Annotated in this window: 21 protein-coding genes; 9 read left to right on the top strand and 12 right to left on the bottom strand. The window is 60.6% G+C overall.

Annotation, left to right across the window (positions count from 1 at the left end; translation table 11 throughout):
* Positions 1–39 precede the first annotated feature (39 nt).
* The 9 genes from J1D76_RS20835 to J1D76_RS20795 form a co-directional block, all read right to left on the bottom strand.
* Complete coding sequence (locus J1D76_RS20835; protein ID WP_421140251.1) at positions 40–1,020, bottom strand: peptide ABC transporter ATP-binding protein; 981 nt, start codon at positions 1,018–1,020, stop codon at positions 40–42.
* Positions 1,020–1,988: an ABC transporter ATP-binding protein gene (locus J1D76_RS20830; RefSeq protein WP_421140250.1), complete on the bottom strand. Its 969-nt coding sequence runs from the start codon at positions 1,986–1,988 to the stop codon at positions 1,020–1,022. Before J1D76_RS20830 ends, J1D76_RS20835 begins: the two co-directional genes overlap by 1 nt.
* Positions 1,989–1,998: 10 nt before the next feature.
* Entirely contained in the window at positions 1,999–2,910 is a 912-nt protein-coding gene (locus J1D76_RS20825; protein ID WP_421140249.1) for an ABC transporter permease subunit, read from the bottom strand.
* A gap of 10 nt (positions 2,911–2,920) precedes the next feature.
* Entirely contained in the window at positions 2,921–3,931 is a 1,011-nt protein-coding gene (locus J1D76_RS20820; protein ID WP_421140248.1) for an ABC transporter permease subunit, read from the bottom strand.
* Positions 3,932–4,005: 74 nt separating this feature from the next.
* Positions 4,006–5,601, bottom strand: a complete 1,596-nt coding sequence (locus J1D76_RS20815) for an ABC transporter substrate-binding protein (RefSeq protein ID WP_421140247.1) — start codon at positions 5,599–5,601, stop codon at positions 4,006–4,008.
* A gap of 78 nt (positions 5,602–5,679) precedes the next feature.
* On the bottom strand, positions 5,680–7,092 hold the full coding sequence (locus J1D76_RS20810) for an OprD family porin (RefSeq protein ID WP_421140246.1): 1,413 nt from the start codon (positions 7,090–7,092) through the stop codon (positions 5,680–5,682).
* Between the two features lie 174 nt (positions 7,093–7,266).
* Positions 7,267–8,868 (bottom strand): ABC transporter substrate-binding protein, encoded by a 1,602-nt coding sequence (locus J1D76_RS20805; RefSeq protein WP_421140245.1) that lies wholly within the window; start codon positions 8,866–8,868, stop codon positions 7,267–7,269.
* Positions 8,869–9,170: 302 nt separating this feature from the next.
* On the bottom strand, positions 9,171–10,796 hold the full coding sequence (locus tag J1D76_RS20800; RefSeq protein WP_421140243.1) for an ABC transporter substrate-binding protein: 1,626 nt from the start codon (positions 10,794–10,796) through the stop codon (positions 9,171–9,173).
* Between the two features lie 446 nt (positions 10,797–11,242).
* Positions 11,243–11,959: an SIMPL domain-containing protein gene (locus J1D76_RS20795; protein ID WP_421140242.1), complete on the bottom strand. Its 717-nt coding sequence runs from the start codon at positions 11,957–11,959 to the stop codon at positions 11,243–11,245.
* Between the two features lie 450 nt (positions 11,960–12,409).
* Here J1D76_RS20795 and J1D76_RS20790 point away from each other — a divergent pair, with 450 nt between their 5' ends.
* From J1D76_RS20790 to J1D76_RS20750, 9 genes are all read left to right on the top strand, one after another.
* Entirely contained in the window at positions 12,410–13,672 is a 1,263-nt protein-coding gene (locus tag J1D76_RS20790) for an ATP-binding protein (RefSeq protein WP_421140241.1), read from the top strand.
* Positions 13,665–14,225: a response regulator transcription factor gene (locus J1D76_RS20785; protein ID WP_093226751.1), complete on the top strand. Its 561-nt coding sequence runs from the start codon at positions 13,665–13,667 to the stop codon at positions 14,223–14,225. Before J1D76_RS20790 ends, J1D76_RS20785 begins: the two co-directional genes overlap by 8 nt.
* 97 nt (positions 14,226–14,322) lie before the next feature.
* Positions 14,323–16,050, top strand: a complete 1,728-nt coding sequence (locus J1D76_RS20780; protein ID WP_421140240.1) for an ABC transporter ATP-binding protein/permease — start codon at positions 14,323–14,325, stop codon at positions 16,048–16,050.
* Between the two features lie 175 nt (positions 16,051–16,225).
* The gene (locus J1D76_RS20775; RefSeq protein ID WP_421140239.1) at positions 16,226–16,975 is read left to right on the top strand and encodes a FadR/GntR family transcriptional regulator; all 750 of its coding nucleotides are present in this window, start codon (positions 16,226–16,228) and stop codon (positions 16,973–16,975) included.
* 376 nt (positions 16,976–17,351) lie between these two features.
* The gene (gene kdgD / locus J1D76_RS20770; protein ID WP_421140238.1) at positions 17,352–18,263 is read left to right on the top strand and encodes a 5-dehydro-4-deoxyglucarate dehydratase; all 912 of its coding nucleotides are present in this window, start codon (positions 17,352–17,354) and stop codon (positions 18,261–18,263) included.
* 59 nt (positions 18,264–18,322) lie between these two features.
* Positions 18,323–19,768 (top strand): aldehyde dehydrogenase family protein, encoded by a 1,446-nt coding sequence (locus J1D76_RS20765; RefSeq protein WP_421140237.1) that lies wholly within the window; start codon positions 18,323–18,325, stop codon positions 19,766–19,768.
* 180 nt (positions 19,769–19,948) lie between these two features.
* On the top strand, positions 19,949–21,310 hold the full coding sequence (locus tag J1D76_RS20760; RefSeq protein ID WP_421140235.1) for an MFS transporter: 1,362 nt from the start codon (positions 19,949–19,951) through the stop codon (positions 21,308–21,310).
* Positions 21,311–21,321: 11 nt separating this feature from the next.
* On the top strand, positions 21,322–22,875 hold the full coding sequence (gene garD, locus J1D76_RS20755; RefSeq protein WP_421140234.1) for a galactarate dehydratase: 1,554 nt from the start codon (positions 21,322–21,324) through the stop codon (positions 22,873–22,875).
* A 160-nt stretch (positions 22,876–23,035) separates the two neighbouring features.
* Positions 23,036–23,977, top strand: a complete 942-nt coding sequence (locus J1D76_RS20750; protein WP_421140233.1) for an AEC family transporter — start codon at positions 23,036–23,038, stop codon at positions 23,975–23,977.
* A 109-nt stretch (positions 23,978–24,086) separates the two neighbouring features.
* Here the strand turns inward: J1D76_RS20750 and J1D76_RS20745 are convergent, their stop codons facing one another.
* Genes J1D76_RS20745 through J1D76_RS20735 form a run of 3 tightly spaced genes read right to left on the bottom strand, consistent with a single transcriptional unit; the run spans position 24,087 to position 25,950 of the window.
* Positions 24,087–24,467, bottom strand: a complete 381-nt coding sequence (locus tag J1D76_RS20745; RefSeq protein ID WP_421140232.1) for a carboxymuconolactone decarboxylase family protein — start codon at positions 24,465–24,467, stop codon at positions 24,087–24,089.
* Entirely contained in the window at positions 24,464–25,525 is a 1,062-nt protein-coding gene (locus J1D76_RS20740; RefSeq protein ID WP_421140230.1) for a calcium/sodium antiporter, read from the bottom strand. The genes J1D76_RS20745 and J1D76_RS20740 overlap by 4 nt, the downstream gene beginning before the upstream one ends.
* Before the next feature lie 50 nt (positions 25,526–25,575).
* Positions 25,576–25,950, bottom strand: coding sequence for a septal ring lytic transglycosylase RlpA family protein (locus J1D76_RS20735; protein ID WP_421140228.1), 375 nt, complete (start codon positions 25,948–25,950; stop codon positions 25,576–25,578).
* Between the last annotated feature and the right edge of the window lie 138 nt (positions 25,951–26,088).

Below are 26,088 nucleotides of genomic sequence, written 5' to 3'. Positions count from 1 at the left end.
TCTGGACGTTTTTCGCGAGCAGGCTCGCTCCCACAGTTTTTATGCCGCGCCGTCGAGGAATTGCTCGGCGTAGTGGCAAGCCACCTGCCGGTTGTCGAGCAGGCGCAGGGCCGGTTCTTCAGTGCTGCAACGCTCGGTGGCGTACGGACAGCGCTTGTGGAATGCGCAGCCCGGTGGCGGGTTCAACGGGTTTGGCAACTCGCCGACGATCTTGATCTTCGGCTTGTTCGGGTCCGGGTGAATGGTCGGTGTGGCCGACAGCAGCGCCTGGGTATACGGATGCAGGGGGCGCTCGTAGATGTCGTTCTTCGGACCCATTTCCACCGGGCGGCCGAGGTACATCACCATCACATCATCAGCCACGTGCTGCACCACCGCCAGGTTGTGCGAGATGAACACGTAGGCGGTGTTGAACTCTTGCTGCAGGTCCATGAACAGGTTCAGCACCTGCGCCTGGATCGACACGTCGAGTGCCGAGGTCGGTTCGTCCGCCACCAGCACTTTCGGTTGCAGCATCATCGCCCGGGCCAGGGCGATCCGCTGGCGCTGACCGCCAGAGAACATGTGCGGATAACGCTGGTAGTGCTCAGGACGCAAGCCCACCTGCTTCATCATCGCCTGGACTTTTTCGCGACGTTCGGCGGCGGAAAGGTTGGTGTTGATCAGCAGCGGTTCAGCCAGTTGGTCACCGACTTTCTGCCGCGGGTTCAACGACGCGTACGGGCTCTGGAACACCATCTGCACGTCTTTGCGCAGTTGCTTGCGCTGGGCCTTGTCGGCACCGGCGACTTCTTGTCCTGCGATTTTCAAGGAGCCGGAGGACGGCTCTTCGATCAGCGTCAGGGCGCGGGCCAGGGTGGATTTGCCGCAGCCCGACTCACCGACGACGGCGAGGGTCTTGCCGGCCTCCAGTTCGAACGACACGCCGTTGAGGGCGCGCACGGTGGCGTGGCCCTTGAACATGCCGCGGGACACTTCGTAGTGACGGGTCAGGTCGCGGGCGGTAAGAACGACGGCCATTACGCCACCTCCTGGTTCAGCGGGTAGAAGCAGCGGGCGAGGCTGTTGCTTTTCGGGTCAAGGGCCGGGCGTTGCTGGCGGCAATTGTCTTTGACGTACGGGCAGCGCGGCGACAGCAGGCAACCCTGCGGACGGTCGTAGCGACCGGGCACGATGCCGGGCAGAGTCGACAGGCGCGAGGCACCGAGGCTGTGTTCCGGAATCGCCTTGAGCAGCGCTTCGCTGTACGGGTGCGCGGGAATGTCGAACAGTTGTGGCACCTGACCGACTTCGACCGCTTGGCCGGCGTACATCACGCACACGCGCTGGGCGGTTTCGGCCACGACCGCGAGGTCGTGGGTGATCAGCACCAGGCCCATGTTCTGCTCTTTCTGCAACGCCAGCAGCAGGTCCATGATCTGCGCTTGAATCGTCACGTCCAGTGCCGTGGTCGGTTCGTCGGCGATCAGCAGTTTCGGCTCGCCGGCAATCGCCATGGCGATGGCGACACGCTGGCTCATACCGCCGGAGAGCTGATGCGGGTAGGCGTCCATGCGGCTGGCCGCGCCCGGGATTTCAACTTTTTCCAGCAGTTCGATGGCGCGCTTGCGGGCGGCCTTGCCGGACATCTTCAGGTGCAGGCGCAGCACTTCCTCGATCTGGAAACCGACGGTGTAGCTCGGGTTCAGCGCGGTCATCGGGTCCTGGAAGACCATCGACAGGTCTTTGCCGACAATCTGCCGCCGCTGGCGATTGTTCAGCTTGAGCATGTCCTTGCCGTCAAAGCTGAGCGCGTCGGCGGTAACGATGCCGGGGTGCTCGATCAGGCCCATCAGCGCCATCATGGTCACGGACTTGCCGGAACCGGACTCGCCAACGATGGCCAGGACTTCGCCCTTGTCGACTTTCAGGTCGAGGCCGTCGACCACTGGCGTGGCGTTCTTGTCGCCGAAGCGAACGTTGAGATTCTTGATTTCTAACAGTGACATGGGAATCTCCTCAGGCGGCGTTCTTGAGTTTCGGGTCCAGCGCATCGCGCAGGCCGTCACCCATCAAGTTGATTGCCAGCACGCTGAGCAAAATGGTCAGGCCAGGCAGGCTCACCACCCACCAGGCGCGTTCGATGTAGTCGCGGGCCGAAGCCAGCATGGTGCCCCACTCAGGGGTTGGCGGTTGTACGCCAAGGCCGAGGAAGCCCAGGGCGGCGGCATCGAGGATCGCCGAGGAGAAGCTCAGGGTGGCCTGAACGATCAGCGGCGCCATGCAGTTGGGCAGCACGGTGACGAACATCAGGCGCGGCAGGCCGGCACCGGCCAGGCGCGCAGCGGTCACGTAGTCGCGGTTCAGCTCGCCCATCACCGCCGCGCGGGTCAGACGAACGTAGGACGGCAGGGACACCACGGCGATAGCAATGATGGTGTTGATCAGGCCAGGGCCGAGGATGGCGACAATCGCCACCGCCAGCAGCAGCGATGGCAGGGCCAGCATGATGTCCATCAGGCGCATGATGGTCGGGCCGAGCACGCGCGGGTAGAAGCCGGCGAACAGGCCCAGCAGGATGCCCGGGATCAGCGACATCACCACTGACGACAAGCCGATCAGCAGCGACAAACGCGAACCCTGGATCAGGCGCGACAGCAAGTCGCGGCCCAGTTCGTCAGTACCGAGCAGGAATTGCAGTTGCCCGCCTTCCAGCCAGGCTGGCGGCGTCAGCAGGAAGTCGCGGTACTGCTCGCTTGGATCGTGCGGGGCGACCCACGGGGCGAAGATGGCGCAGAAAATCACCAGCAACATGAACATCAGGCCGGCGACGGCGCCTTTGTTCTTGGAGAACGCTTGCCAGAATTCTTTGTACGGGGACGGGTACAGCAGGCTTTGATCGACTGCTACCGATGGAATTGGAGTGGTCATGGTCATGATCTCAGCGCTGATGACGGATGCGTGGGTTGGCAAAGCCGTAGAGGATGTCCACGACGAAGTTCACCAGGATCACCAGGCAGGCGATTAACAGGATGCCGTTTTGCACGACGGGATAGTCTCGGGCGCCAATGGCTTCGATCAGCCATTTGCCGATGCCGGGCCACGAGAAAATGGTTTCGGTCAGGACCGCACCGGCCAGCAGGGTGCCGACTTGCAGGCCGACCACGGTCAGTACCGGAATCAGCGCGTTACGCAAACCGTGCACGAACACCACGCGCGAAGGTGACAGGCCCTTGGCCTTGGCGGTGCGGATGTAGTCTTCACGCAGCACTTCGAGCATCGACGAGCGGGTCATCCGGGCGATCACCGCCAGCGGGATGGTACCCAGCACGATGGCCGGAAGGATCAGGTGATGCAGGGCGTCGAAGAACGCGCCGACGTCATCGGCCAGCAGCGTGTCGATCAGCATGAAGCCGGTGCGCGGCTCGATGTCGTAGAGCAGGTCGATGCGCCCGGACACTGGCGTCCAGCCCAGGCCTACCGAGAAGAACATGATCAGGATCAGGCCCCACCAGAAGATCGGCATCGAGTATCCCGCGAGTGAGATACCCATGACCCCATGATCGAACAGGGACCCTCGCTTGAGTGCCGCGATCACCCCGGCCAACAGTCCCAGGACGCCGGCGAACAACAGGGCGGCCATGGACAGTTCCAGGGTCGCGGGGAACAGGGAGGTGAATTCGGTCCAGACGCTTTCACGGGTACGCAGGGATTCCCCGAGGTCGCCGTGGGCCAGTTTGCCGATGTAATCCAGGTACTGGGCATACAGGGGTTTGTTCAGACCTAGGCGTTCCATTGCCTGAGCGTGCATTTCGGGGTCGACTCTGCGTTCGCCCATCATGACTTCCACGGGGTCGCCAGGGATCATGCGAATCAACGCGAATGTCAGCAAGGTGATGCCGAAAAACGTGGGGATCAGTAATCCCAGTCGGCGGGCAATAAAACTAAACATCGTAAGGTGTACCTCATCAGCCGGTTAGGCGTGCCCGGCATTTCTGTGTTCAGGAATGCCGGGAGTTTTCTTATCTACTTCACCTGGGTGGTGGCGAAGTTATTCGTGGTGAGGGGGCTAATGTGATAGCCCTCTACGTTGTTGCGCATTGCGGTAAACATTCTAGTGTGTGCGAGGCTGATCCATGGCTGGTCCTGGTTAAAAATAACCTGTGCCTGCTCATAAAGCGCCGCTCGCTCGGCCGGGTCGGTCTTCTCGCGGGCCTGGTCAAGCAGTGCCTGGAACTTGTCATTGCACCAGCGTGCGTAGTTTTCCCCGTTCTTGGCCGCTTCACAACTGAGCATAGGCGTCAGGAAGTTATCCGGATCACCGTTATCGCCCGCCCATCCGGCGGCCACCATGTCGTGTTCACCGTTTTTCGCCCGCTTGAGCATCTCACCCCACTCCATCACGCGGATGTCGAGCTTGATCCCGACCTTGGCCAGGTCGGCTTGCATCATTTGTGCAGCGAGCATCGGGTTCGGGTTGGTCGCACCGCCACCGTTGCGGGTGAACAGGGTAAACACGGTGCCTTCCGGCACGCCGGCTTCCTTGAGCAGGGCGCGGGCTTTGTCGAGGTCGTGGGCCGGGTTTTTCAGGCTGTGGTTGTAGCCCAGCAGGGTGTCAGGGTACGGGTTGACCGCCACGGTGGCGTTGCCCTTGCCAAACAGCGCGTTGACCGCCGCTTCCTTGTCGAAGGCGATGTCGATGGCTTTGCGCACCCGCACGTCACTCATGTACTTGTGTGACGTGTTCATGGCGATGTACGAAACCGTCATCGCGTTCATCTCGTCGACTTTCAGGTTCGAGTCTTTTTTGATGCTCGGAATGTCATCGGGTTTGGGGTACAGCGCGACCTGGCACTCGTTGGCCTTGAGCTTTTGCAGGCGCACGTTGTTGTCGGTGGCGATGGCCAGGATCAGTGCGTCAGCCGGCGGCTTGCCGCGGAAGTAGTCCGGGTTGGCCTTGAAGCGAACCTGGGCGTCCTTGTTGTAGCGCTGGAACACGAACGGGCCGGTGCCGACCGGTTTGTTGTTCAGATCACCGGTCTTGTTGGCCTTGAGCAACTGGTCGGCGTATTCGGCGGAGTAGATCGATGAGAAAGCCATGGCGATGTCGGCCAGGAACGGCGCTTCACGACGGGTCAGGGTGAACTTGACCGTGTGGTCGTCGACTTTCTCGACGCTTTTCAGCAGTTCCTTGAAGCCCATGCTTTCAAAGTACGGGAAGCCCACGCTCGACAGCTTGTGCCACGGATGATTCGGGTCCAGCTGACGCTGGAAGCTCCAGACCACGTCGTCGGCATTCATGTCGCGGGTCGGCTTGAAGTATTCGGTGGTGTGGAACTTGACGCCTTTGCGCAGGTGGAACGTGTAGCTCAAGCCGTCGTCACTGATGTCCCAGGACTCGGCCAGCGCCGGAATCACTTCGGTGGTGCCGGGCTTGAAGTCGGCCAGGCGGTTGAAGATGGTTTCAGCCGCGGCGTCGGCGGTGACTGCAGTCGTGTACAGGGCTGTATCGAAGCCTTCCGGACTGTTTTCGGTACACACCACCAGGGGCTTGGCCGAGACACCGACAGCGACACTGAGCAACGCGGCCGCGATGGCCGCACGTAGGGGAAGCATTTTCATCAAGAACCCTCTGCAATCAGTTGAAGGACAAAAACCGAACGGCCGATTCGTCATTGAATCAGCCGTTCGGCACGGGCATTACAGGATGTTGAACGGAATGGTGGTCACGAGACGGAACTCGTTGATGCTGCCATCGCCCTGGTTTTCACTGGCGCGGTGAGCGGTGTAGGTCGCGCGAACAGTGGTGGCCTTGAGTGGGCCGCTCTGAATGGCGTACGTCGAACCGATGCCGTATTCGTAGTGGGTTTCGCCGTCCATGTTTTTCACGTCATAGGCGGTACCGGTGTAGTGAGTACCGTCGATGCCCCAGCCACGCGCCTGGTAGATGTTGAACTTCAGGCCTGGCACGCCGTATTCAGCCATGTTCAGGCCGTAGGCGATCTGGAAGGATTTCTCGTTCGGGCCGTTGAAGTCCGACAGCAGGGAGTTGGCCAGGTAGATGCCGTTGGTTTCGTGCAGGTAGTCGAAGTACTCGTTACCGTTAATTTCCTGGTACGAGAAGGTCAGGGTGTGAGCCTGGTGAGTCAGGCCAAACGACAGGGAACCGGCCTGGTTGTCGATTTCGCCCAGCAGTCTCTTACCTTCGTCGACGGTCTTGTAGTAGTTCAGGCCGGTGGTCAGGCTCAGTACCGAACTGTCACCCAACACGTGGCTGGCGCCGAAGTAGTACTGGTTCCACAGGTCTTCGGCCTGGGTGCCCCAGAGGCTGGTGGTCAGGCTGGCGAACGGCTGGTAGGTGATACCGGCGGTGTTCACGTGATCGGCCTCGGCGCTGCTGTTGCCGTACTCGGAGCGGAACTTGCTCAGGCTTTCTTCGGTACGCGGCGAAACGCGGTCAAAGGTCCCCAGGTCGAAAGCCAGGTTGTTCAGCTCTTCGCTGTGGACCGCGACGCCCTGGAAGCTCGAAGGCAGGGCACGGTTGCCGATGACATCGACTTGCGGGCTGCTGAAGTTCATGCGGCCGGCGGTCAGGGTGGTGTTGGAGACACGGGCCTTGACGTTGGCCAGACCCAGTTTGCTCCACTGGCCCTGGGCGTCGCCGCCTTCTTTGGTCAGGGTCCGGTTGTTGCCCGCGCCTGGACGAGAGCCCGGTGCGCCACCGTTGTTGGAGGCCAGGTTCTCGCGATCACGTTCCAGCGCGACGGCGTTGTAGGCGGCCACTTCAGTGCTGAAGCCGACAGTGCCTTCGGTGAAGCCTGAGTTGTACTTGACGATGGTGCCCTGGACCCAGTTGATTCGACGATCAGTCGGGGTCGCTACACCGTCTTTGCGGTAAGTGAACTTGCCACCGCGTTTGAGTTGCTCGTTGGCGTACCAGTTACGCGTGGTGCCGGTGATCGATTGGCCTTCGACGAAGCCGGTGGCTTCGCTTTGAGCGCTTTTTTCGTTGACGGTCACCGGGGTGAACGCCTGGCTTTGGGTTTCTGCGTAAGCCGTGGCGGTTACGCTGCTGATGGCCAGGGCCAATAACGCGGAATTGCTCAGTTTCATGGGTAAAGCTCCTTACTTTCTTTTTTTTATGCCGGTCTTTTTTTGTGATCCGGCTATTGGTGTAGAACTCATTCACGGCATCGCAAACGTTTGCTGTCCGCCAAATTGGCGAATAACGGCAAAGCGTCTGCGTGAGGGCGGAAAATCCGCCCCCCGGCATTTCTGGCTAATCGGTTATTTTTCTATGCTGACACCCGAGAACACATTGCGGCCGAACGGGCTCACCTTGAACCCTTCGATTTTGGCGCTCAGCGGCTGGTTGACCGTTGAGTGGGCGACGGGCGTGATCGGCACTTGCTGCTTGAGCAACTGCTGCGCCTGTTTGTAGAGCTGGGTGCGCTGGTCACGGTCAGTGACGACCTTGGCCTGCTTGATCAGCTTGTCGTAAGCCGGATCACACCACATGGAGTAGTTGTTGCCACCAATGGCATCGCAGCTGTACAGCGTGCCCAGCCAGTTGTCCGGATCACCGTTGTCACCGGTCCAGCCGATCAGGCTGATGTCGTGCTCGCCATTCTTGGTGCGCTTGATGTACTCGCCCCACTCATAGCTGACGATCTTGACCTTGAGGCCGATCTTCGCCCAGTCAGCCTGGAGCATCTCGGCCATCAACTTGGCATTGGGGTTGTACGGACGCTGGACCGGCATGGCCCAGAGGGTGATTTCGGTGCCTTCCTTGACGCCGGCGGCCTTGAGCAATTGCTTGGCTTTTTCCGGGTTGTAGGCGGCGTCCTTGATCGTGTCGTCGTAGGACCATTGGGTCGGCGGCATGGCGTTGACCGCCAGTTGCCCTGCGCCCTGGTACACGGCGTTGAGGATGCTTTGTTTGTTCACCGCCATGTCCAGCGCCTGGCGCACTTCAAGCTGGTCGAACGGCTTGTGGCGCACGTTGTAGGCGATGTAGCCGAGGTTGAAGCCGGGCTTCTCGATGAGCTTGAGCGCCGGGTCGTTCTTCAGCGCGGCGACATCGGCCGGGCGTGGGTGCAGGGTGATCTGGCACTCGTTGGCCTTGAGTTTCTGCACGCGCACCGAAGCGTCGGTGTTGATGGCGAAGATCAGGTTGTCGAGCTTGACCCGGCTCGGGTCCCAGTAGTGCTTGTTGCCGGTGTAGCGGATGTTCGAGTCTTTCTGGTAGCTCTTGAACACGAACGGCCCGGTGCCGATCGGCTTCTGGTTGATGTCGCTTGGCTTGCCTTCGGCCAGCAGTTTGTCGGCGTACTCAGCGGACAGGATGGCCGCGAAGCTCATGGCGATGTTCTGGATGAACGCGGCGTCGACGCTGTTGAGCGTGAAGACCACGGTCAGCGGCCCGGTCTTTTCGACCTTGGCGATGTTCTTGTTCAGGCTCATGCCGTTGAAATAGGGGAACTCGGTCGGATAAGCCTTACGGAAAGGTTGTTGCGGGTCGAGCATGCGATTGAATGTGAACAGCACGTCATCGGCGTTGAAGTCGCGGGTCGGCGTGAAGTACTGGGTAGTGTGAAACTTCACCCCTTCGCGCAGGTGGAAGGTGTACGTGAGGCCGTCCTCGGAAATATCCCAGCGCGTAGCCAGGCCTGGTACGACGTTGGTCGCGCCTTTCTCGAACTCTGCCAACCGGTTGTACAGCGGCTCGGCGGCGTCGTTGTCGGTCGCAGTGGTGTACTGCGCCGTGTCGAAACCGGCGGGGCTGCCTTCGGAGCAGAACACCAGGCTGTTGTTGGCGGCCTGGCTGATGGAGGTGGCGGCCAGCAGGCCGGTGCCCAGCAATGCGGATAAAACCAAGGTATGGCGCATAACGCTCCCTTTCCTCTCAAAGTGTTGTCAATGCGCCGCCGTCTCGTCCGTGAGGTCGAGGCATCATTGATTTCAATCCATGCGTGCAGCAATAACCGATGACCCACGCATGCACTGGTCGGATCCCGACGGTATGAGCCGCGGGTCCGGCAGTAAATACGTAGAGTCCTAAAGACTCGTAGGAAATGGCGACGCGTCCTAACCCGATGCTGTAGCCAGCCGCGGATTTGGATGTAGGCAAATTCCTGCTTTCTCGGTAGATAAAGCAACGGCGACGTCTGGGACGCCGCCGTTGCAACACCTTACTTGCTGATGCTGACGCCGTAGAAGGAGTTCAAGCCAAATGGGCTGATCTTGAAGTCCTGCACGTTGTCGCGCATAGGCTGGAACACCGTCGAGTGAGCGATAGGTGTCATGGGAACTGCATCTTTGAGGACGTGTTGCGCCTGCTTGTACAGTTCGGTGCGCTTGGCCTGGTCGGTTGTACGCTTGGCTTCTTTTACGATGCCGTCGAACTTCTTGTCGCACCACTTGGAGAAGTTGTTGCCTTCCAGCGAGTCGCAGCCGAACAGCACGTTCAGCCAGTTATCGGGATCACCATTGTCACCGCTCCAGCCAATCAGCATGGCCTGGTTCTCGCCGCCTTTGGACCGCTTGATGTACTCGCCCCATTCGTAGCTGACGATCTTGACCTTGAGACCGATCTTGGCCCAGTCAGACTGCAGCATTTCTGCCATCAGCTTGGCGTTCGGGTTGTAAGGACGCTGTACCGGCATCGCCCACAGAACGATTTCTGTACCTTCCTTGACGCCGGCTTCCTTGAGCAGCTCCTTGGCTTTCTCAGGGTCGTACTTGGCGTCCTTGATGGTGGTGTCATAGGACCACTGGGTCGGTGGCATGGCGTTGACGGCCAGTTGGCCCGCGCCCTGGTACACAGAGTCGATGATCTGTTGCTTGTTGACCGCCATGTCCAGTGCCTGACGCACTTTCAGTTGCGCCAGCGGGTTTGGTTCGTTGCTGCCCTTGACCTTGTCCATCACGTTATAGGCGATGTAGCCCAGGTTGAAACCAGCCTGGTCAGGCACTTTCAGTGATTTGTCTTCTTTCAGTGCTTTCAGGTCGGCTGGACGAGGGAACAGGGTGACCTGGCACTCGTTCTTCTTCAGCTTCTGGATACGTACCGACGGGTCGGTGGTGATGGCGAAGATCAGGTTGTCGATCTTGACGTCGTCAGGCTTCCAGTAGTCCTTGTTCCCGGTGTAGCGGATGTTGGAGTCTTTCTGGTAGCTCTTGAACACGAACGGACCAGTGCCGACCGGCTTCTGGTTGATGTCGGCGGCCTTGCCTTCCTTGAGCAGCTGGGCAGCGTACTCGGCGGACTGGACCGAGGCGAAGCTCATGGCCATGTTCTGGATGAACGCAGCATCAACTTCTTTCAAAGTGAACTTGACGGTCTTGTCGTCGACTTTGTCGATCTTGGTGATGTTGGTGTCCATCCCCATGTCGGTAAAGTACGGGAATTCGGTCGGGTACGCTTTGCGGAACGGGTCATCCTTGTTAATCATGCGATTAAAGGTGAACAGCACGTCGTCGGCGTTGAACTCACGAGTCGGCTTGAAGTACGGGGTGGTGTGGAACTTGACGCCTTCACGCAGGTGGAAGGTGTAGGTCAGGCCGTCATCGGAGACGTCCCAGCTGGTCGCCAGGCCAGGAATCACGGCGGTGCCGCCGCGCTCGAACTGCGTCAGGCGGTTGAACATGGTTTCGGCAGAGGCGTCGAAGTCGGTTCCGGTGGTGTATTGACCTGGATCGAAACCGGCCGGGCTCCCTTCGGAGCAGAACACCAGGTTAGTCGCTGCTTGGGCGAACGGTGCGCTGGCTAACAAGCTTGCGCCAACTAAAAACGGAATGACCGCGTGTTTAAGCATGGTGGCCTCATGATTTGTTGTCATTTTTTGATTTTGAGGACGACCTCGTGAGTCGTGCCTGCGGATACTTATGCAGGGGGCATACCCAATGCAAGATCTTGAGCGACTACAGGTCTTAAACGGTGGCACGAACGTACCTTAATGTCGCATTTGTATAAAAGTTGACGCATTTGATCGTTTGCGCAGGGGTTTTGCAGTGCAAGTTGCGCCCTTTTTTGGTGCGTTACCCGGCAATTCCTGCTCCCGTCTGGGGCGGGTGTTACTTATATAAACCCTTGATCGGCGGGTGAGTATGGCCTGATTGCGACTGGTTATTGGTGAGCGTCATAAGGTGCAACCCGTGACATTCAACCCGTGCCTATTCATTTATAGCTCACGCCCAAAAACAGCGGCAAAAAAACGGCGATCCCTGTGGAAATCGCCGTTTTTTTTCAGCCGCTATCAAATCAAGGCATCAACACTTCAATCGAACCATCGGCGCTCATGCTGACCTGGCTGGTACCGGCCTCAACCTCAGGCGTCACGGGCGCGGCGTCCATGGCGGCGGCTTTCATCATCATCGGCGCGCGCAGGTACGGCTGTGGATAACCGTTGCTGTTGAGGTTCAGGTTGACGATTTTGTAGCTCTTGCCACCCAAGGCGTCGGTGGCCAGTTGGGCACGGGCCTTGAAGGCCGCCACGGCATCCTTGAGCAGGGCGTCTTCGCTGGCCTTGCGGGTCGGCGTGGCGATAGCGAAGTCCATGCCGCCCATCTTCAGGTCGTTGAGTAACTCGCCGGTGAGTTTCGACAGGGCGGCGAAGTCCGAGCTTTCCAGGCGCAGTTCGGCGCGTTCACGCCAGCCGGTTATTTTCTGGCCCTTGGTGTCGTAGATCGGGTAGCTGTTGCGACTGCCCTGGCGCAAGGTGATGTCCTTGACTTGCTTGGCCTGGGCCAGTGCCTTGTTCAGGGTGGTGCTGATGTCGGCGGCGAGTTTGGCCGGGTCGCTGTTCTGTTCTTCGGTGTAGAGGGTCACGATCATCAGGTCGCGGGCCACTTCCTGGCTGACTTCGGCGCGCAGGGAAATCTGGTTGTAATGCAGCTCGTCGGCGGCCAGGGCCGGGAGACTGGCAACGGTGCCAACGCTCAGGGCGAGGAGGGCGGCGCTGCGGCGAAATGTGTGCATGAAAGCTCCTTGAAAGGTGCGCAGGGTGATGGTCCGAGCCTGCGTGAACCCATCAGACTGTAGCGTTCATGATCCGGTTCGCCCAGTTACAACTTCTATACAGATGGCATTGTGCACTGGCCCTTGTAGGCGCTGGCTTGCCAGCGAAAGCGCCCGGTCAGCCGACATCGATGTTGAATGTGCCGGCCCCTTCGCTGGCAAGCCAGCTCCTACAGTTGATTTTTGCCAGACACACATCGGTGTACACCCTCGATCCCTTGTAGGCGCTGGCTTGCCAGCGAAGGCGGTGTGTCAGTTAACGCACATGTTAGATGTTCCACCGCTTTCGCTGGCAAGCCAGCTCCTACAAGGGTCGCTTGGCGTGTGGCGGTTTGCCGCACTTTTGCCTGTCGGCCCCCGCGCTTGGTTATACTCCGTGCGATCCGCCTGGAGCGCTCATCAGGAGAGCTCATGCTCGCCCCCGTTCAAATCACTTCCGCCACTCGCCAGAACCTCTGGCGGCTGACGTTCATCCGCACCCTGGTGCTGGCCGCCCAGGCCGGTTCCGTCGGCCTGGCCTACTGGTTCGAATTGTTGCCGCTGCCCTGGTTTCAATTGGCCGCGACCCTCGGTTGCTCGATGCTGCTGTGTGCGTTCACGGCGATTCGCCTGCGCACCTCATGGCCGGTGACTGAGCTCGAATACGCCGTGCAACTGGCCTGCGACCTGTTTATCCACAGTGCCCTGCTGTATTTCTCTGGCGGCTCGACCAACCCCTTCGTCTCTTATTACCTGGTGCCGCTGACCATTGCCGCGGTGACGCTGCCCTGGCGCTATTCGGTGATTCTGTCGGGCATCGCGTTGGCGATGTACACCCTGCTGCTGGCGCAGTTCTATCCGCTGCAAACCTTCCCCATCGCCCGGGAAAACCTGCAGGTCTACGGGATGTGGCTGAGCTTTGCCCTCGCCGCGGCGGTGATTACCTTTTTCGCCGCGCGCATGGCTGAAGAACTGCGCCGTCAGGAAGAACTGCGCGCCATTCGCCGCGAAGAAGGCCTGCGTGATCAGCAACTGCTGGCAGTCGCCACCCAGGCAGCCGGTGCGGCCCATGAACTGGGCACACCGCTGGCGACCATGAGCGTATTGCTCAAGGAAATGCGCCAGGATCATCTCGACCCGCTGTTGCAGGATGACCTGAGCGTGCTGCAGGACCAAGTCAAGCTGTGCAAAGAGACCTTGCAACATCTGGTGCGCGCCGCCGAGGCCAATCGCCGGCTGGCCGTGGAGATGCAGGACGTCACCGACTGGCTCGACGAAGCCCTCAATCGCTGGCACTTGATGCGACCGGAAGCCAGTTATCGCTTCCAGCGCCTGGGCCAGGGCCCAGTACCGCGCATGGCGCCGCCGCCGGATTTGACCCAGGCGTTGCTGAACCTGTTGAACAACGCCGCCGACGCCTGCCCCGAGGGGCTGCAAGTGACGCTGGATTGGGACTGGGAAAACCTCACCATCAGCATTCGCGACCATGGCGCGGGTGTGCCGTTGGCGATTGCCGAACAAATCGGCAAGCCATTTTTTACCACCAAAGGCAAAGGCTTCGGCCTGGGCCTGTTTTTGAGCAAGGCCAGCGTGACACGCGCCGGCGGCTCAGTGAAACTCTACAGTCATGAGGAAGGCGGCACGCTCACCGAGCTGCGCCTGCCCCATGGCGCACGAGGAGACGAACATGAGTGACGAGATCCAAGTCGAAGGCGAAGAACTGCCGCATTTGCTGCTGGTCGATGACGACGCCACCTTCACCCGCGTCATGGCCCGCGCCATGGCCCGCCGCGGTTTCCGGGTCAGCACCGCCGGTTCCGCCGAGGAAGGCCTGGTCATCGCCCAGGCCGACCTGCCGGACTACGCCGCCCTGGACCTGAAAATGGACGGCGATTCGGGCCTGGTGCTGCTGCCCAAGCTGCTGGAGCTGGACCCGGAAATGCGCGTGGTGATCCTCACCGGCTATTCGAGCATTGCTACCGCGGTCGAGGCGATCAAGCGCGGCGCGTGCAACTACCTGTGCAAACCGGCGGACGCCGATGACGTGCTGGCGGCGCTGCTGTCCGAACACGCCGACCTCGACAGCCTGGTGCCGGAAAACCCGATGTCCGTGGACCGCCTGCAGTGGGAACACATCCAGCGCGTGTTGACCGAGCACGAAGGCAACATCTCCGCCACGGCCCGCGCCCTGGGCATGCACCGGCGCACCCTGCAGCGCAAACTGCAGAAGCGTCCCGTTCGCCGCTGAACCCGCGCTGAACGAATGCGGGCCGCCTCTCGCGACAAACCGAACCGATCATCTATGATCGGTTCGTGCGTGTTCTTTTCTTTATCGAGCCTTATCCATGAATCAGAACGCTGAGTACTGCGCGGTCAATGACGCCGTGCGCGGGCAGTTTTTTCGCAAAGTGTGGGCGATGATCACGCCTTACTGGCGCAGTGAAGAGAAGGGCAAGGCCTGGACCCTGTTGATCGCGGTGATCGCGCTGTCGCTGATCAGCGTAGGGATCTCGGTATGGTTCAACACCTGGTACAAGGATTTCTACAACGCCCTGCAAAAGAAGGACGAGGCTGCGTTCTGGCAACTGATCCTGTACTTCTGCGCGATTGCCGCGGTGGCGATTGTCGGTGCGGTGTACCGGCTCTACCTGACCCAGATGCTGACCATCCGCTGGCGGGCATGGCTGACCGAAAAGCACTTTGCGCGCTGGCTCGCCGACAAGAACTACTACCAGCTGGAGCAGGGTGGCTACACCGATAACCCGGACCAGCGGATTTCCGAAGACCTCAATAACTTCACTTCCAACACCCTCGAACTGGGTATCGGGCTGTTGCGTAATATTGTCAGCCTGGTGTCGTTCTCGATCATTCTGTGGGGCGTGTCGGGCAGCATTGAAGTGTTCGGCATCACCATTCCCGGCTACATGTTCTGGTGCGTGCTGGTGTACGCCGTGGTTGGCAGTTGGCTGACGCACTTGATCGGTCGTCGCTTGATCGGCCTGAACAACCAACAACAACGCTTCGAAGCCGACCTGCGTTTCTCCATGGTGCGGATTCGCGAAAATGCCGAAAGCATCGCGTTGTACAACGGCGAACCGAACGAAAATCGCCGTTTGAGCAGTCGCTTCGGGATGGTCTGGCATAACTTCTGGGACATCATGAAGGTGTCCAAGCGCCTGACCTTCTTCACTGCCGGTTACAGCCAGGCGGCCATCATCTTCCCGTTCATCGTCGCCTCGCCGCGTTACCTCGCCGGCAAGATCGAACTGGGCGAGCTGATGCAGATCAGCTCGGCGTTCGGCAATGTGCAGGAAAGCTTCAGCTGGTTCATCAGTGCGTACCAGAGCCTCGCGTCCTGGCGCGCCACGTGCGACCGTCTGTTGAGTTTCCACCAGGCCATGCGTGACAACGAAGAGCGCGCGCCGGCCATCGACGTACAGAATTCGGGCTCGGCCCTGAAAGTGCACAACCTCGGCCTCGACCTGGCTGAGGGTCGCCACCTGCTGACCAACGCCGACATGACCGTGGAGGAGGGCGAGCGGGTAATGCTCAGCGGTCGTTCCGGCAGCGGCAAGTCGACCTTGCTGCGGGCGATGGGGCATCTGTGGCCTAGGGGTCACGGCAGTATTCGTTTGCCATCGGCGCGTTACCTGTTCCTGCCGCAAAAACCCTATCTGCCGATTGGCACCCTGCGTGATGTGCTCAGTTATCCACAGGCCGGCGATACCTACCCGCCTGAGCGCTACGTGCACGTACTGGAAACCTGCCGTTTGCCGCACCTGATTGCCCGTCTCGACGAAGCCAATCACTGGCAGCGCATGCTCTCGCCCGGTGAGCAACAACGCCTGGCCTTTGCCCGTGCGCTGCTTTATTCACCGCAATGGCTGTACATGGACGAAGCGACGTCGGCGATGGACGAAGAAGACGAGGCCTTGCTGTATCAGGCGCTGATCGATGAATTGCCGGGGCTAAGCATTGTCAGCGTCGGCCATCGCAGCAGTCTCAAGCGGTTCCACCCAAGGCACATTCGCATCGAGAACGGCCATCTGGTGGACCAGGGCGTGACCGCCTGAACACCACAAATCCTGTAGGAGTGAGCCTGCTCGCGATGAACGATTACGCGGTTTTCCAGACAAACCGCGTCGTGGCCATCGCGAGCAGGCTCACTCCTACAGGAGGTGTGGTGATCGTACAACCGCGTTGCGCTATTATGCGGTTTCAGCCGAATTTTCGAGACAGATGTTCACCATGGAAAACCCGAACGACGCACCACGTCTCCCACGCAAGCGGCGCAGCCTCGCTCAGGAACTGGTGACGGTGCTGTCCGAGCAGATCCGCGATGGTCAACTCAAGCGTGGTGACAAGTTGCCCACCGAGTCGGCGATCATGGATGCCCACGGGGTCAGCCGCACCGTGGTGCGTGAGGCGATTTCCCGCTTGCAGGCGGCCGGCCAGGTGGAAACCCGCCACGGCATCGGCACTTTCGTGCTGGATACGCCGAGCCCGAGCGGTTTTCGTATCGACCCGGCGACCGTGGTGACCTTGCGCGACGTGCTGGCCATTCTCGAACTGCGCATCAGCCTTGAAGTGGAATCGGCCGGCCTGGCGGCGCAACGCCGTAGCCCCGAGCAACTGGCGACCATGCGCGCGGCCCTCGATGCCTTGAATGAAAGCGCCGCGCACGCCAGCGATGCCGTGGCCTCGGACTTCGCCTTCCACCTGGAAATCGCGCTGTCCACCGGCAACCGCTACTTCACCGACATCATGACCCACCTGGGCACCAGCATCATTCCGCGTACCCGGCTGAACTCTGCGCGCCTGGCCCACGACGATCAGCAGCACTACATGAGTCGCCTGAGCCGTGAGCACGAAGAAATCTACGACGCCATTGCCCGCCAGGATTCCGATGCAGCGCGGGCGGCGATGCGTTTGCACCTGACCAACAGCCGTGAGCGGTTGCGCCATGCGCATGAAGAGGCTGAGGCGCAGCGGGGCTGAGGGTTCTGATTGCCATGCTGTGTGGGGTGACAGATTGCCTTCGCGGGCGAGCCCGCTCCTACAGTTGATTTGTGTACGAGGCACATCCCCTGTAGGAGCGGGCTTGCCCGCGAAGAGGACGCTTGCCACGCCAAAAAATGTTCAGTCCTCCTCCGACAACGTATCTCCTGAACACCGTTTATCCAGCGGTCACATCACCCGTTTCCCACGCCAAAGCCCAATAAACCAGGGGCTCACCCCATTCCTGTCGAACAATTTCCCCCCGCCGCGATGAAATGCAGTTGACGGTTGTATTTTAAGTTGTACGATGACCTACAACTTCGGCGCAGGCTGAACCGTTTACTCACACAACGTCGCTACCCAGGGTGTTCGAATAATGAATCCACAAGAACTGAAGTCCATCCTTTCTGCCGGTCTGCTGTCTTTCCCGGTCACCGATTTCAATGCTCAGGGCGACTTCCATCGCGCGGGCTACATCAAGCGTCTCGAATGGCTGGCCCCCTACGGCGCCTCGGCTTTGTTCGCCGCGGGCGGCACCGGTGAGTTCTTCTCCCTGGCGGCCAGCGAATACTCGGAAATCATCAAGACTGCCGTCGACACCTGCGCTTCCAGCGTACCAATCCTGGCCGGCGTGGGCGGTTCGACCCGCCAGGCCATCGAATACGCACAGGAAGCCGAGCGCCTAGGTGCCAAGGGCCTGCTGCTGCTGCCGCACTACCTGACCGAAGCCAGCCAGGACGGCGTTGCCGCCCACGTTGAAGCCGTGTGCAAATCGGTCAACATCGGCGTGGTGGTCTACAACCGCAACGTCTGCCGCCTGAACGCGCCGCTGCTGGAACGTCTGGCCGAGCGCTGCCCGAACCTGATCGGCTACAAGGATGGCCTGGGCGATATCGAGTTGATGGTGTCGATCCGTCGCCGCCTCGGTGATCGCTTCAGCTACCTGGGTGGTCTGCCGACCGCCGAAGTCTACGCCGCGGCCTACAAGGCGCTAGGCGTGCCGGTCTACTCCTCGGCGGTGTTCAACTTCATCCCGAAAACCGCGATGGACTTCTACCACGCCATCGCCCGTGAAGATCACGCCACCGTTGGCAAGATTATCGACGACTTCTTCCTGCCGTACCTGGACATCCGTAACCGCAAATCCGGTTACGCGGTGAGCATCGTCAAGGCCGGGGCAAAAATTGCCGGCTACGACGCCGGTCCCGTGCGTGCACCGCTGACCGACCTGACCGGCGAAGAGTACGAAATGCTCGCCGCGCTGATCGACAAGCAGGGCGCTCAATAACACCCGACAAACCAAGGCCGCTGAGCGATCGGCGGCTTTTTGCGTGAGGAGAGATTTCAGTGGCTGATTCAAAGCGTTTTGATAACTACATCAACGGCGAGTGGGTTGCTGGCGGCGACTATTCGACCAACATCAACCCGTCCGAACTGACCGACGCCATCGGCGACTACGCCAAGGCTGACCTGGGTCAGGTTCACGCTGCCATCGACGCCGCCCGCGCCGCATTCCCGGCCTGGTCCACGTCCGGCATTCAGGCGCGTCACGACTCCCTGGATAAAGTCGGTACTGAAATCCTCGCCCGTCGCGAAGAGCTCGGCACCCTGCTGGCCCGGGAAGAGGGCAAGACCCTGCCCGAAGCCATCGGCGAAGTGACCCGCGCCGGTAACATCTTCAAGTTCTTCGCCGGTGAATGCCTGCGCCTGTCCGGCGACTATCTGCCGTCGGTGCGTCCTGGCGTCAACGTCGAAGTGACTCGCGAAGCCTTGGGCGTGGTCGGTCTGATCACCCCGTGGAACTTCCCGATTGCCATCCCGGCCTGGAAAATTGCCCCGGCCCTGGCCTACGGCAACTGCGTGGTGTTGAAACCTGCGGACCTGGTACCGGGCTGCGCCTGGGCCCTGGCCGAAATCATCTCTCGCGCAGGCTTCCCGGCCGGTGTGTTCAACCTGGTGATGGGCAGCGGTCGTGTGGTTGGCGATGCGCTGGTGCAGAGCCCGAAAGTCGACGGCATCAGCTTCACCGGTTCGGTGGGTGTCGGCCGTCAGATCGCAATCAATTGCGTATCGCGCCAGGCCAAGGTCCAACTGGAAATGGGCGGCAAGAACCCGCAGATCATTCTCGACGACGCCGACCTCAAGCAAGCGGTCGAACTGTCGGTACAGAGCGCTTTCTACTCCACTGGCCAGCGTTGCACCGCTTCCAGCCGTTTCATCGTCACCGCCGGCATCCACGACCGGTTCGTCGAAGCCATGGCCGAGCGCATGAAGTCGATCAAGGTCGGCCACGCGTTGAAGGCCGGTACCGACATCGGTCCGGTGGTGTCCCAGGCTCAGCTTGAGCAGGACATGAAGTACATCGACATCGGCCAGTCCGAAGGTGCGCGCCTGGTCAGCGGCGGTGGCCTGGTGACTTGTGACACCGAAGGCTACTTCCTCGCGCCAACACTGTTTGCCGACAGTGAAGCATCGATGCGCATCAGCCGCGAAGAGATCTTCGGCCCGGTGGCCAACATCGTGCGCGTAGCCGATTACGAGGCCGCACTGACCATGGCCAACGACACCGAGTTCGGTCTGTCGGCAGGCATTGCCACCACCTCGCTCAAATACGCCAACCACTTCAAGCGCCACTCCCAGGCCGGGATGGTGATGGTCAACCTGCCGACCGCCGGTGTGGATTACCACGTTCCGTTCGGTGGGCGTAAAGGTTCATCCTATGGATCACGTGAGCAAGGTCGCTATGCGCAAGAGTTCTACACCGTGGTGAAAACCAGCTACATCGGTTCGTAAAACGTAACACCCGTAGGCGCCACCCCCTGTGGCTGCTGGCTTGCCAGCGAATGCATCCCCGCGGTGTGACTGACACACCACGGTGCCTGCATCGCGGGCAAGCCCGGCTCCCACAAAAAACCAGCGCCTGCAGTACACCGTTATTACCCGCATAAAAATAATCAGTGGGAGTACATCTACATGCCATCGACCAAGCCGACTCACGTCCGCTATTTGATCCTGCTCATGCTGTTCCTGGTGACCACGATCAACTACGCCGACCGCGCGACCATCGCCATTGCCGGTTCCAGCCTGCAAAAAGACCTGGGCATCGACGCCGTCACCCTCGGCTACATCTTCTCCGCATTCGGTTGGGCCTACGTGGCCGGGCAAATTCCCGGTGGCTGGCTGCTCGACCGTTTTGGTTCGAAAAAAGTCTACGCACTGAGCATCTTCACCTGGTCGCTGTTCACCGTGCTGCAGGGCTACGTCGGCGAGTTTGGCGTGTCGACGGCCATCGTGGCGCTGTTCATGCTGCGCTTTTTGGTGGGCCTGGCCGAAGCGCCTTCCTTCCCGGGTAACGCACGTATCGTCGCGGCCTGGTTCCCCACCGCTGAACGCGGCACCGCATCGGCGATTTTCAACTCCGCTCAATATTTCGCCACAGTGTTGTTCGCACCGCTGATGGGCTGGATCGTCTACACGTTCGGCTGGCAGCACGTGTTCATCGTCATGGGCCTGTTCGGCATTGTGTTCTCGCTGGTCTGGCTGAAGGTTATCCACAGCCCGCGTCAACACCCGATGGCCAACGAGGCCGAAGTGCAGTTCATTGCCGACAACGGCGGCATGGTCGACCTGGATCAGGGCAAAGGCAAAAAGGTCGATGGCCCGAAATGGGATTACATCCGCCAGTTGCTGACCAACCGCATGATGCTCGGCGTGTACCTGAGCCAGTATTGCATCAACGCCATCACCTATTTCTTCCTGACCTGGTTCCCGGTGTACCTGGTGCAGGAGCGCGGCATGACCATCCTCAAGGCCGGTTTCATCGCGTCCTTGCCGGCAATCTGCGGTTTCATCGGCGGTGTGTTGGGCGGGGTGATTTCCGACTACTTGCTGCGCAAGGGCCACTCGCTGACGTTTGCCCGCAAGGCACCGATCATTGCCGGCCTGCTGGTATCCAGCAGCATCGTCGCCTGCAATTATGTCGATATCGAATGGATGGTCGTGGGCTTCATGGCCCTGGCGTTCTTCGGCAAAGGCGTGGGCGCGCTGGGCTGGGCGGTGGTGTCCGACACTTCGCCGAAGCAGATCGCCGGTTTGAGTGGCGGCCTGTTCAACATGTTCGGCAACATTGCCTCGATCACCACGCCGATCGTGATCGGCTACATCATCAGTTCCACCGGTTCGTTCAAATGGGCGCTGGTGTTCGTCGGTTGCAACGCGCTGGTCGCGGTGTTCAGTTACCTGGTGATCGTCGGTCCGATCAAGCGTGTGGTACTCAAAGAGCCGCCTGTTGGCGGTGCTGAAATCAACAACAAATACTCTCAAGCGCATTCCTGAGGAGCGGCGTCATGCAGTTGATTGAACATTCCGACTCGCCGCGCTACATCCGCCTTAACGAGCGGGATAACGTAGTGGTCGTGGTCAATGATCAGGGCGTACCGGCCGGTACCGAATTCGCCGATGGCCTGGTCACCGTGGATTTCGTGCCACAGAGCCACAAGGTCACCCTGCAAGACATTCCCGAGGGTGGCGAGGTGATTCGTTACGGCCAGGTCATTGGCTACGCCTTGCAGCCGATTCCCCGTGGCAGCTGGGTCAAGGAAGATCAACTGCGCATGCCGACCGCGCCACCGCTGGACAGCCTGCCGTTGTCCACCGACGTGCCAGCCGCGCAAGCACCGCTGGAAGGCTTCACCTTCGAGGGTTATCGCAACGCCGACGGCACCGTCGGTACGCGCAACATTCTCGGCATCACCACCACCGTGCAATGCGTGACCGGCGTGCTCGACCACGCGGTCAAGCGCATCAAGGATGAGTTGCTGCCCAAGTACCCGCACGTCGATGACGTGGTGGCGCTGACCCACAGCTACGGCTGTGGCGTCGCCATCACCGCCACCGACGCGTACATCCCGATCCGCACCGTGCGCAACCTGGCGCGCAACCCGAACCTGGGTGGCGAAGCGCTGGTGATCAGCCTGGGCTGCGAGAAATTGCAGGCCGGGCAGGTGATGCACGAGAACGACAGTTCGGTGGATTTGAGCGAGCCCTGGTTGTATCGCTTGCAGGACTCCAGCCACGGTTTTACCGAGATGATCGAGCAGATCATGGCGCTGGCCGAAACTCGCCTGAAGAAGCTCGATCAGCGTCGCCGGGAAACCGTGCCGGCGTCCGAACTGATCCTTGGCATGCAATGCGGCGGCAGCGATGCGTTCTCCGGCATTACCGCTAACCCGGCGCTCGGTTATGCCTCGGACCTGTTGCTGCGGGCCGGTGCGACGGTGATGTTTTCCGAAGTCACCGAAGTGCGCGATGCCATTTACCTGCTGACCTCCCGAGCGGAAAACCAAGACGTCGCCCAGGAACTGGTGCGCGAAATGGACTGGTACGACCGATACCTGGCCAAGGGCGAAGCGGACCGCAGCGCCAACACCACGCCGGGCAACAAGAAGGGCGGGTTGTCGAACATTGTCGAGAAGTCGTTGGGCTCGATCGTCAAGTCTGGCAGCAGCGCGATCAATGGCGTGCTCGGCCCTGGCGAGCGCTTCAAGCGCAAAGGCCTGATCTTCTGCGCGACCCCGGCCAGTGACTTTGTCTGCGGCACCTTGCAGCTGGCGGCGGGGATGAACCTGCATGTGTTCACCACCGGTCGCGGCACGCCTTATGGTTTGGCCATGGCGCCGGTGGTGAAGGTCTCGACCCGGACCGAACTGGCGCAGCGCTGGCCGGACCTGATCGACATCGACGCCGGGCGCATTGCTACCGGGCGTGCTTCGATCGAGGAGTTGGGCTGGGAGTTGTTCCACTACTACCTGGACGTGGCCAGCGGCAAGAAACAGACGTGGGCCGAGCAGCACAAGCTGCACAACGACATCACCCTATTCAACCCGGCGCCCATCACCTGAGGCCGCGTTATCGTTCTTCGCTGGCAAGCCAGCTCCTACAGGTTAAGCGCAATCCCTTGTAGGAGCTGGCTTGCCAGCCAAGGCGATCCAGCAGGCGCCAAAGTGTCCAGTGGCTTATCATTAGCCCCCTAACGACGCCCACCCCCAAGGTCCTCCCGGCATGCTGGCAATTTTCCTCGAAACCCTGAACATCACCGCGCCGGTGTTTGCCATGCTATTTCTGGGGGTGTTGCTCAAGCGCATCGACTGGATCAACGACAACTTCATTCACACGGCCTCGGCCCTGGTGTTCAACGTCACCATGCCGGCGCTGCTGTTCCTGGGCATCCTGCATGCCGACCTGCACGCGGCGTTGCAGCCGGCGCTGCTGATCTACTTCTCTGTAGCGACGCTGGTGTGTTTTGCCATCGCCTGGGGCTGGGCGATCTTCAAGTGCCCGCGGGCAGACCGTGGGATCTACACCCAGGGCGCCTTTCGCGGTAACAACGGGGTGATCGGCCTGGCACTGGCGGCCAGCATGTACGGCGACTACGGGATTTCCCTCGGGGCGATCCTCGCGGCGCTGGTGATCCTGTTCTACAACACGCTGTCGACCATCGTCCTGGCGGTGTACAGCCCGGTGATCAAGTCCGATCCGTGGAGCATCTGCAAAAGCGTATTCAGCAACCCGCTGATCATCAGCGTGATTGCGGCGGCGCCGTTCGCTTATTTCAAGATCGGCTTGCCGGGCTGGCTGGAGACCTCTGGCCAGTACCTGGCGCAAACCACCTTGCCGCTGGCGCTGATTTGCATCGGCGGTACGCTGTCGCTGGCAGCGCTGCGCAAAAGCGGCAGCATGGCGCTCAGTTCCAGCCTGGTGAAGATGATCGGCCTGCCGGTGCTGGCGACGCTGGGCGCGTGGCTGTGGGGCTTTCGCGGAGCTGAACTGGGGATTCTGTTCCTGTACTTCGGCAGTCCGACGGCGGCGGCCAGTTTCGTCATGGCGCGACAGGCTGAGGGTAATCATGAACTGGCGGCGGCGATCATTGTGATCACCACGCTGATGGCGGCGATCACCACCAACATCGGGATCTTCTTTTTGCAGTGGGGCGGGTGGATCTGACCTCTGGGGTTGTGGTGCCCCGTCGGGCCTCATCGCGAGCAGGCTCGCTCCTACATTCGAAATGCATCTACCTGTAGGAGCGAGCCTGCTCGCGAAAGCGTCTGATCAGTCACTCAGGCTTCTGGTAAGTGTCGATCACTTCCTGCGCCGCCCGAAACGCATCGATCGCCGCCGGCACGCCGGCATACACCGCGCAATGCAGCAGCGCCTCGCGAATCTCATCGACCGTGCAGCCGTTGTTCAGCGCACCGCGTACATGACCTTTCAATTCCTGCGGGCACTTGAGCGCGGTCAGTGCGGCGAGGGTGATCAGGCTGCGGGTTTTCAGTGGCAGGCCTTCGCGATTCCACACGGCGCCCCAGGCGTGCTCGTTGACGAACGCCTGCAACGGCTGGGTGAACTCGGTGGCGTTGCCCAATGCGCGGTCGACAAAGGCATCGCCCATCACTTGGCGACGAACTTCAACGCCGGGTTTTTTATTCTCGGTCATGGCACTTCCCTCTTATGGTGTTGGCGACGCCAGGCGCGCAGCGACGTGAACAGCAAAAACGCCAGCAGCGGTGGCAGGACAAAAAACAGCATCACGTGTTCGAGCTTGCCGGCCAGCGGCATGCCGGTGGTGAACGACACCATGTGCAACCCATAGGCCACGTACAAACCCAGAAACAGCAAGCCTTCGGCGCGGGTCACGCGGTAGCCGGAGTAGAACACCGGCAGGCACAACGCGGCGACACCGAGCATCACCGGCAGGTCGAAATCCAGCGCGTTGGGCGACACCGACAGTGGCGATGGCGCCACCAGCGCGGTAAAGCCGAGCACACCCAGGAGATTGAACAGGTTGCTGCCGATCACGTTGCCCACGGCGATATCGCGTTCACCGCGCAGGGCTGCAATCAAGGAGGTGGCGAGTTCTGGCAGCGAGGTACCGACGGCGACGATGGTCAGGCCGATGATGCGTTCCGACAGCCCAAGGTCAGTGGCCACGGCGACGGCCGCGCCCAAGAGCAAGTGCCCGGCATACACCAACATCGCCAGCCCGGCAACGATCATCAGCAGGCTGGTGAACCAGGGCGATTGCGCGTGGTGGCCATGGCTCGATAGCGGACGCGCGGAATGCCGTGACTGGCGCAGCAACAACCCCAGGTAAACCGCCAGTGCCGTCAGCAACAACACGCCATCGACACGGGTCAGTTCTTCGTTCCAGGCGAGGACGAACACCAGCAGGCTGGCACCGATCATCAACGGAATGTCCAGGCGCACCAGTTGCCGCGACACCCGCAAGGGAATGATCAGCGCGGACAAGCCGAGGGTGACGAGGATGTTGAAAATGCTGCCGCCGATGACGCTGCCGACGGCGATGTCGGCGTTGTGTGCCAGGGTCGCTTGCAGGCTGACCGCCATTTGCGGGGCGCTACTGCCGAGGGCGACGATGGTCAGGCCGATGATCAGCGGTCGTATGTGCAATCGCGCGGCAATGCGCACGGCGGCGCGCACCATCAATTCGGCGCCGATAATCAGCAGGAACAATCCGCTGAGCAGCTCGATCACGCTGATCAGGGGTATATCGGCTAATCCGAAAATGGTCGGGGCTCCATCGGTCAGTCGTCGAGGGCCTGGACGCGCACGCGCGCAGTACCGCTACCGAGCATGCCCAGGCGGGCGGCCGCTTCGTGGGACAGGTCGATCAGGCGGCCACGGGTGTGCGGCCCGCGATCATTGATGCGCACCACGCAGGATTTGTCGTTATTGAGGTTGGTGACTTTCACCCGTGTACCAAAGGGTAGCTGGCGGTGGGCGGCGGTCATGGAATTCTTGTCGAAACGCTCGCCACTGGCGGTGCGTTTGCCTTGGTGTTTGGCGCCGTAATACGAGGCAATGCCGGTTTTGTCGTAACCCTGCGGATCGACGGTGTCGTTGCTGGCACAACCGGCGAGCAGCGAGAGGAGGGCGCAGGCGCCGAGCAGACGTTTCATTCGAAGGTTTCCCGAAACAACTATAGGAGCGAGCCTGCTCGCGATGGTGTGTCAGCTGCACCGATGTCGACTGACACTCCATCGCGAGAAGGCTCGCTCCTACAAGGTTTTGAGCCAGGCTTAAAAACCGGCTCCATT

Source organism: Pseudomonas sp. NFX15, assembly GCF_049132105.1.
In the GTDB taxonomy this organism is placed as follows: domain Bacteria; phylum Pseudomonadota; class Gammaproteobacteria; order Pseudomonadales; family Pseudomonadaceae; genus Aquipseudomonas.
The sequence above is the reverse complement of the archived record's forward strand: the minus strand, read 5'-3'. Positions and strand labels throughout refer to the sequence as shown.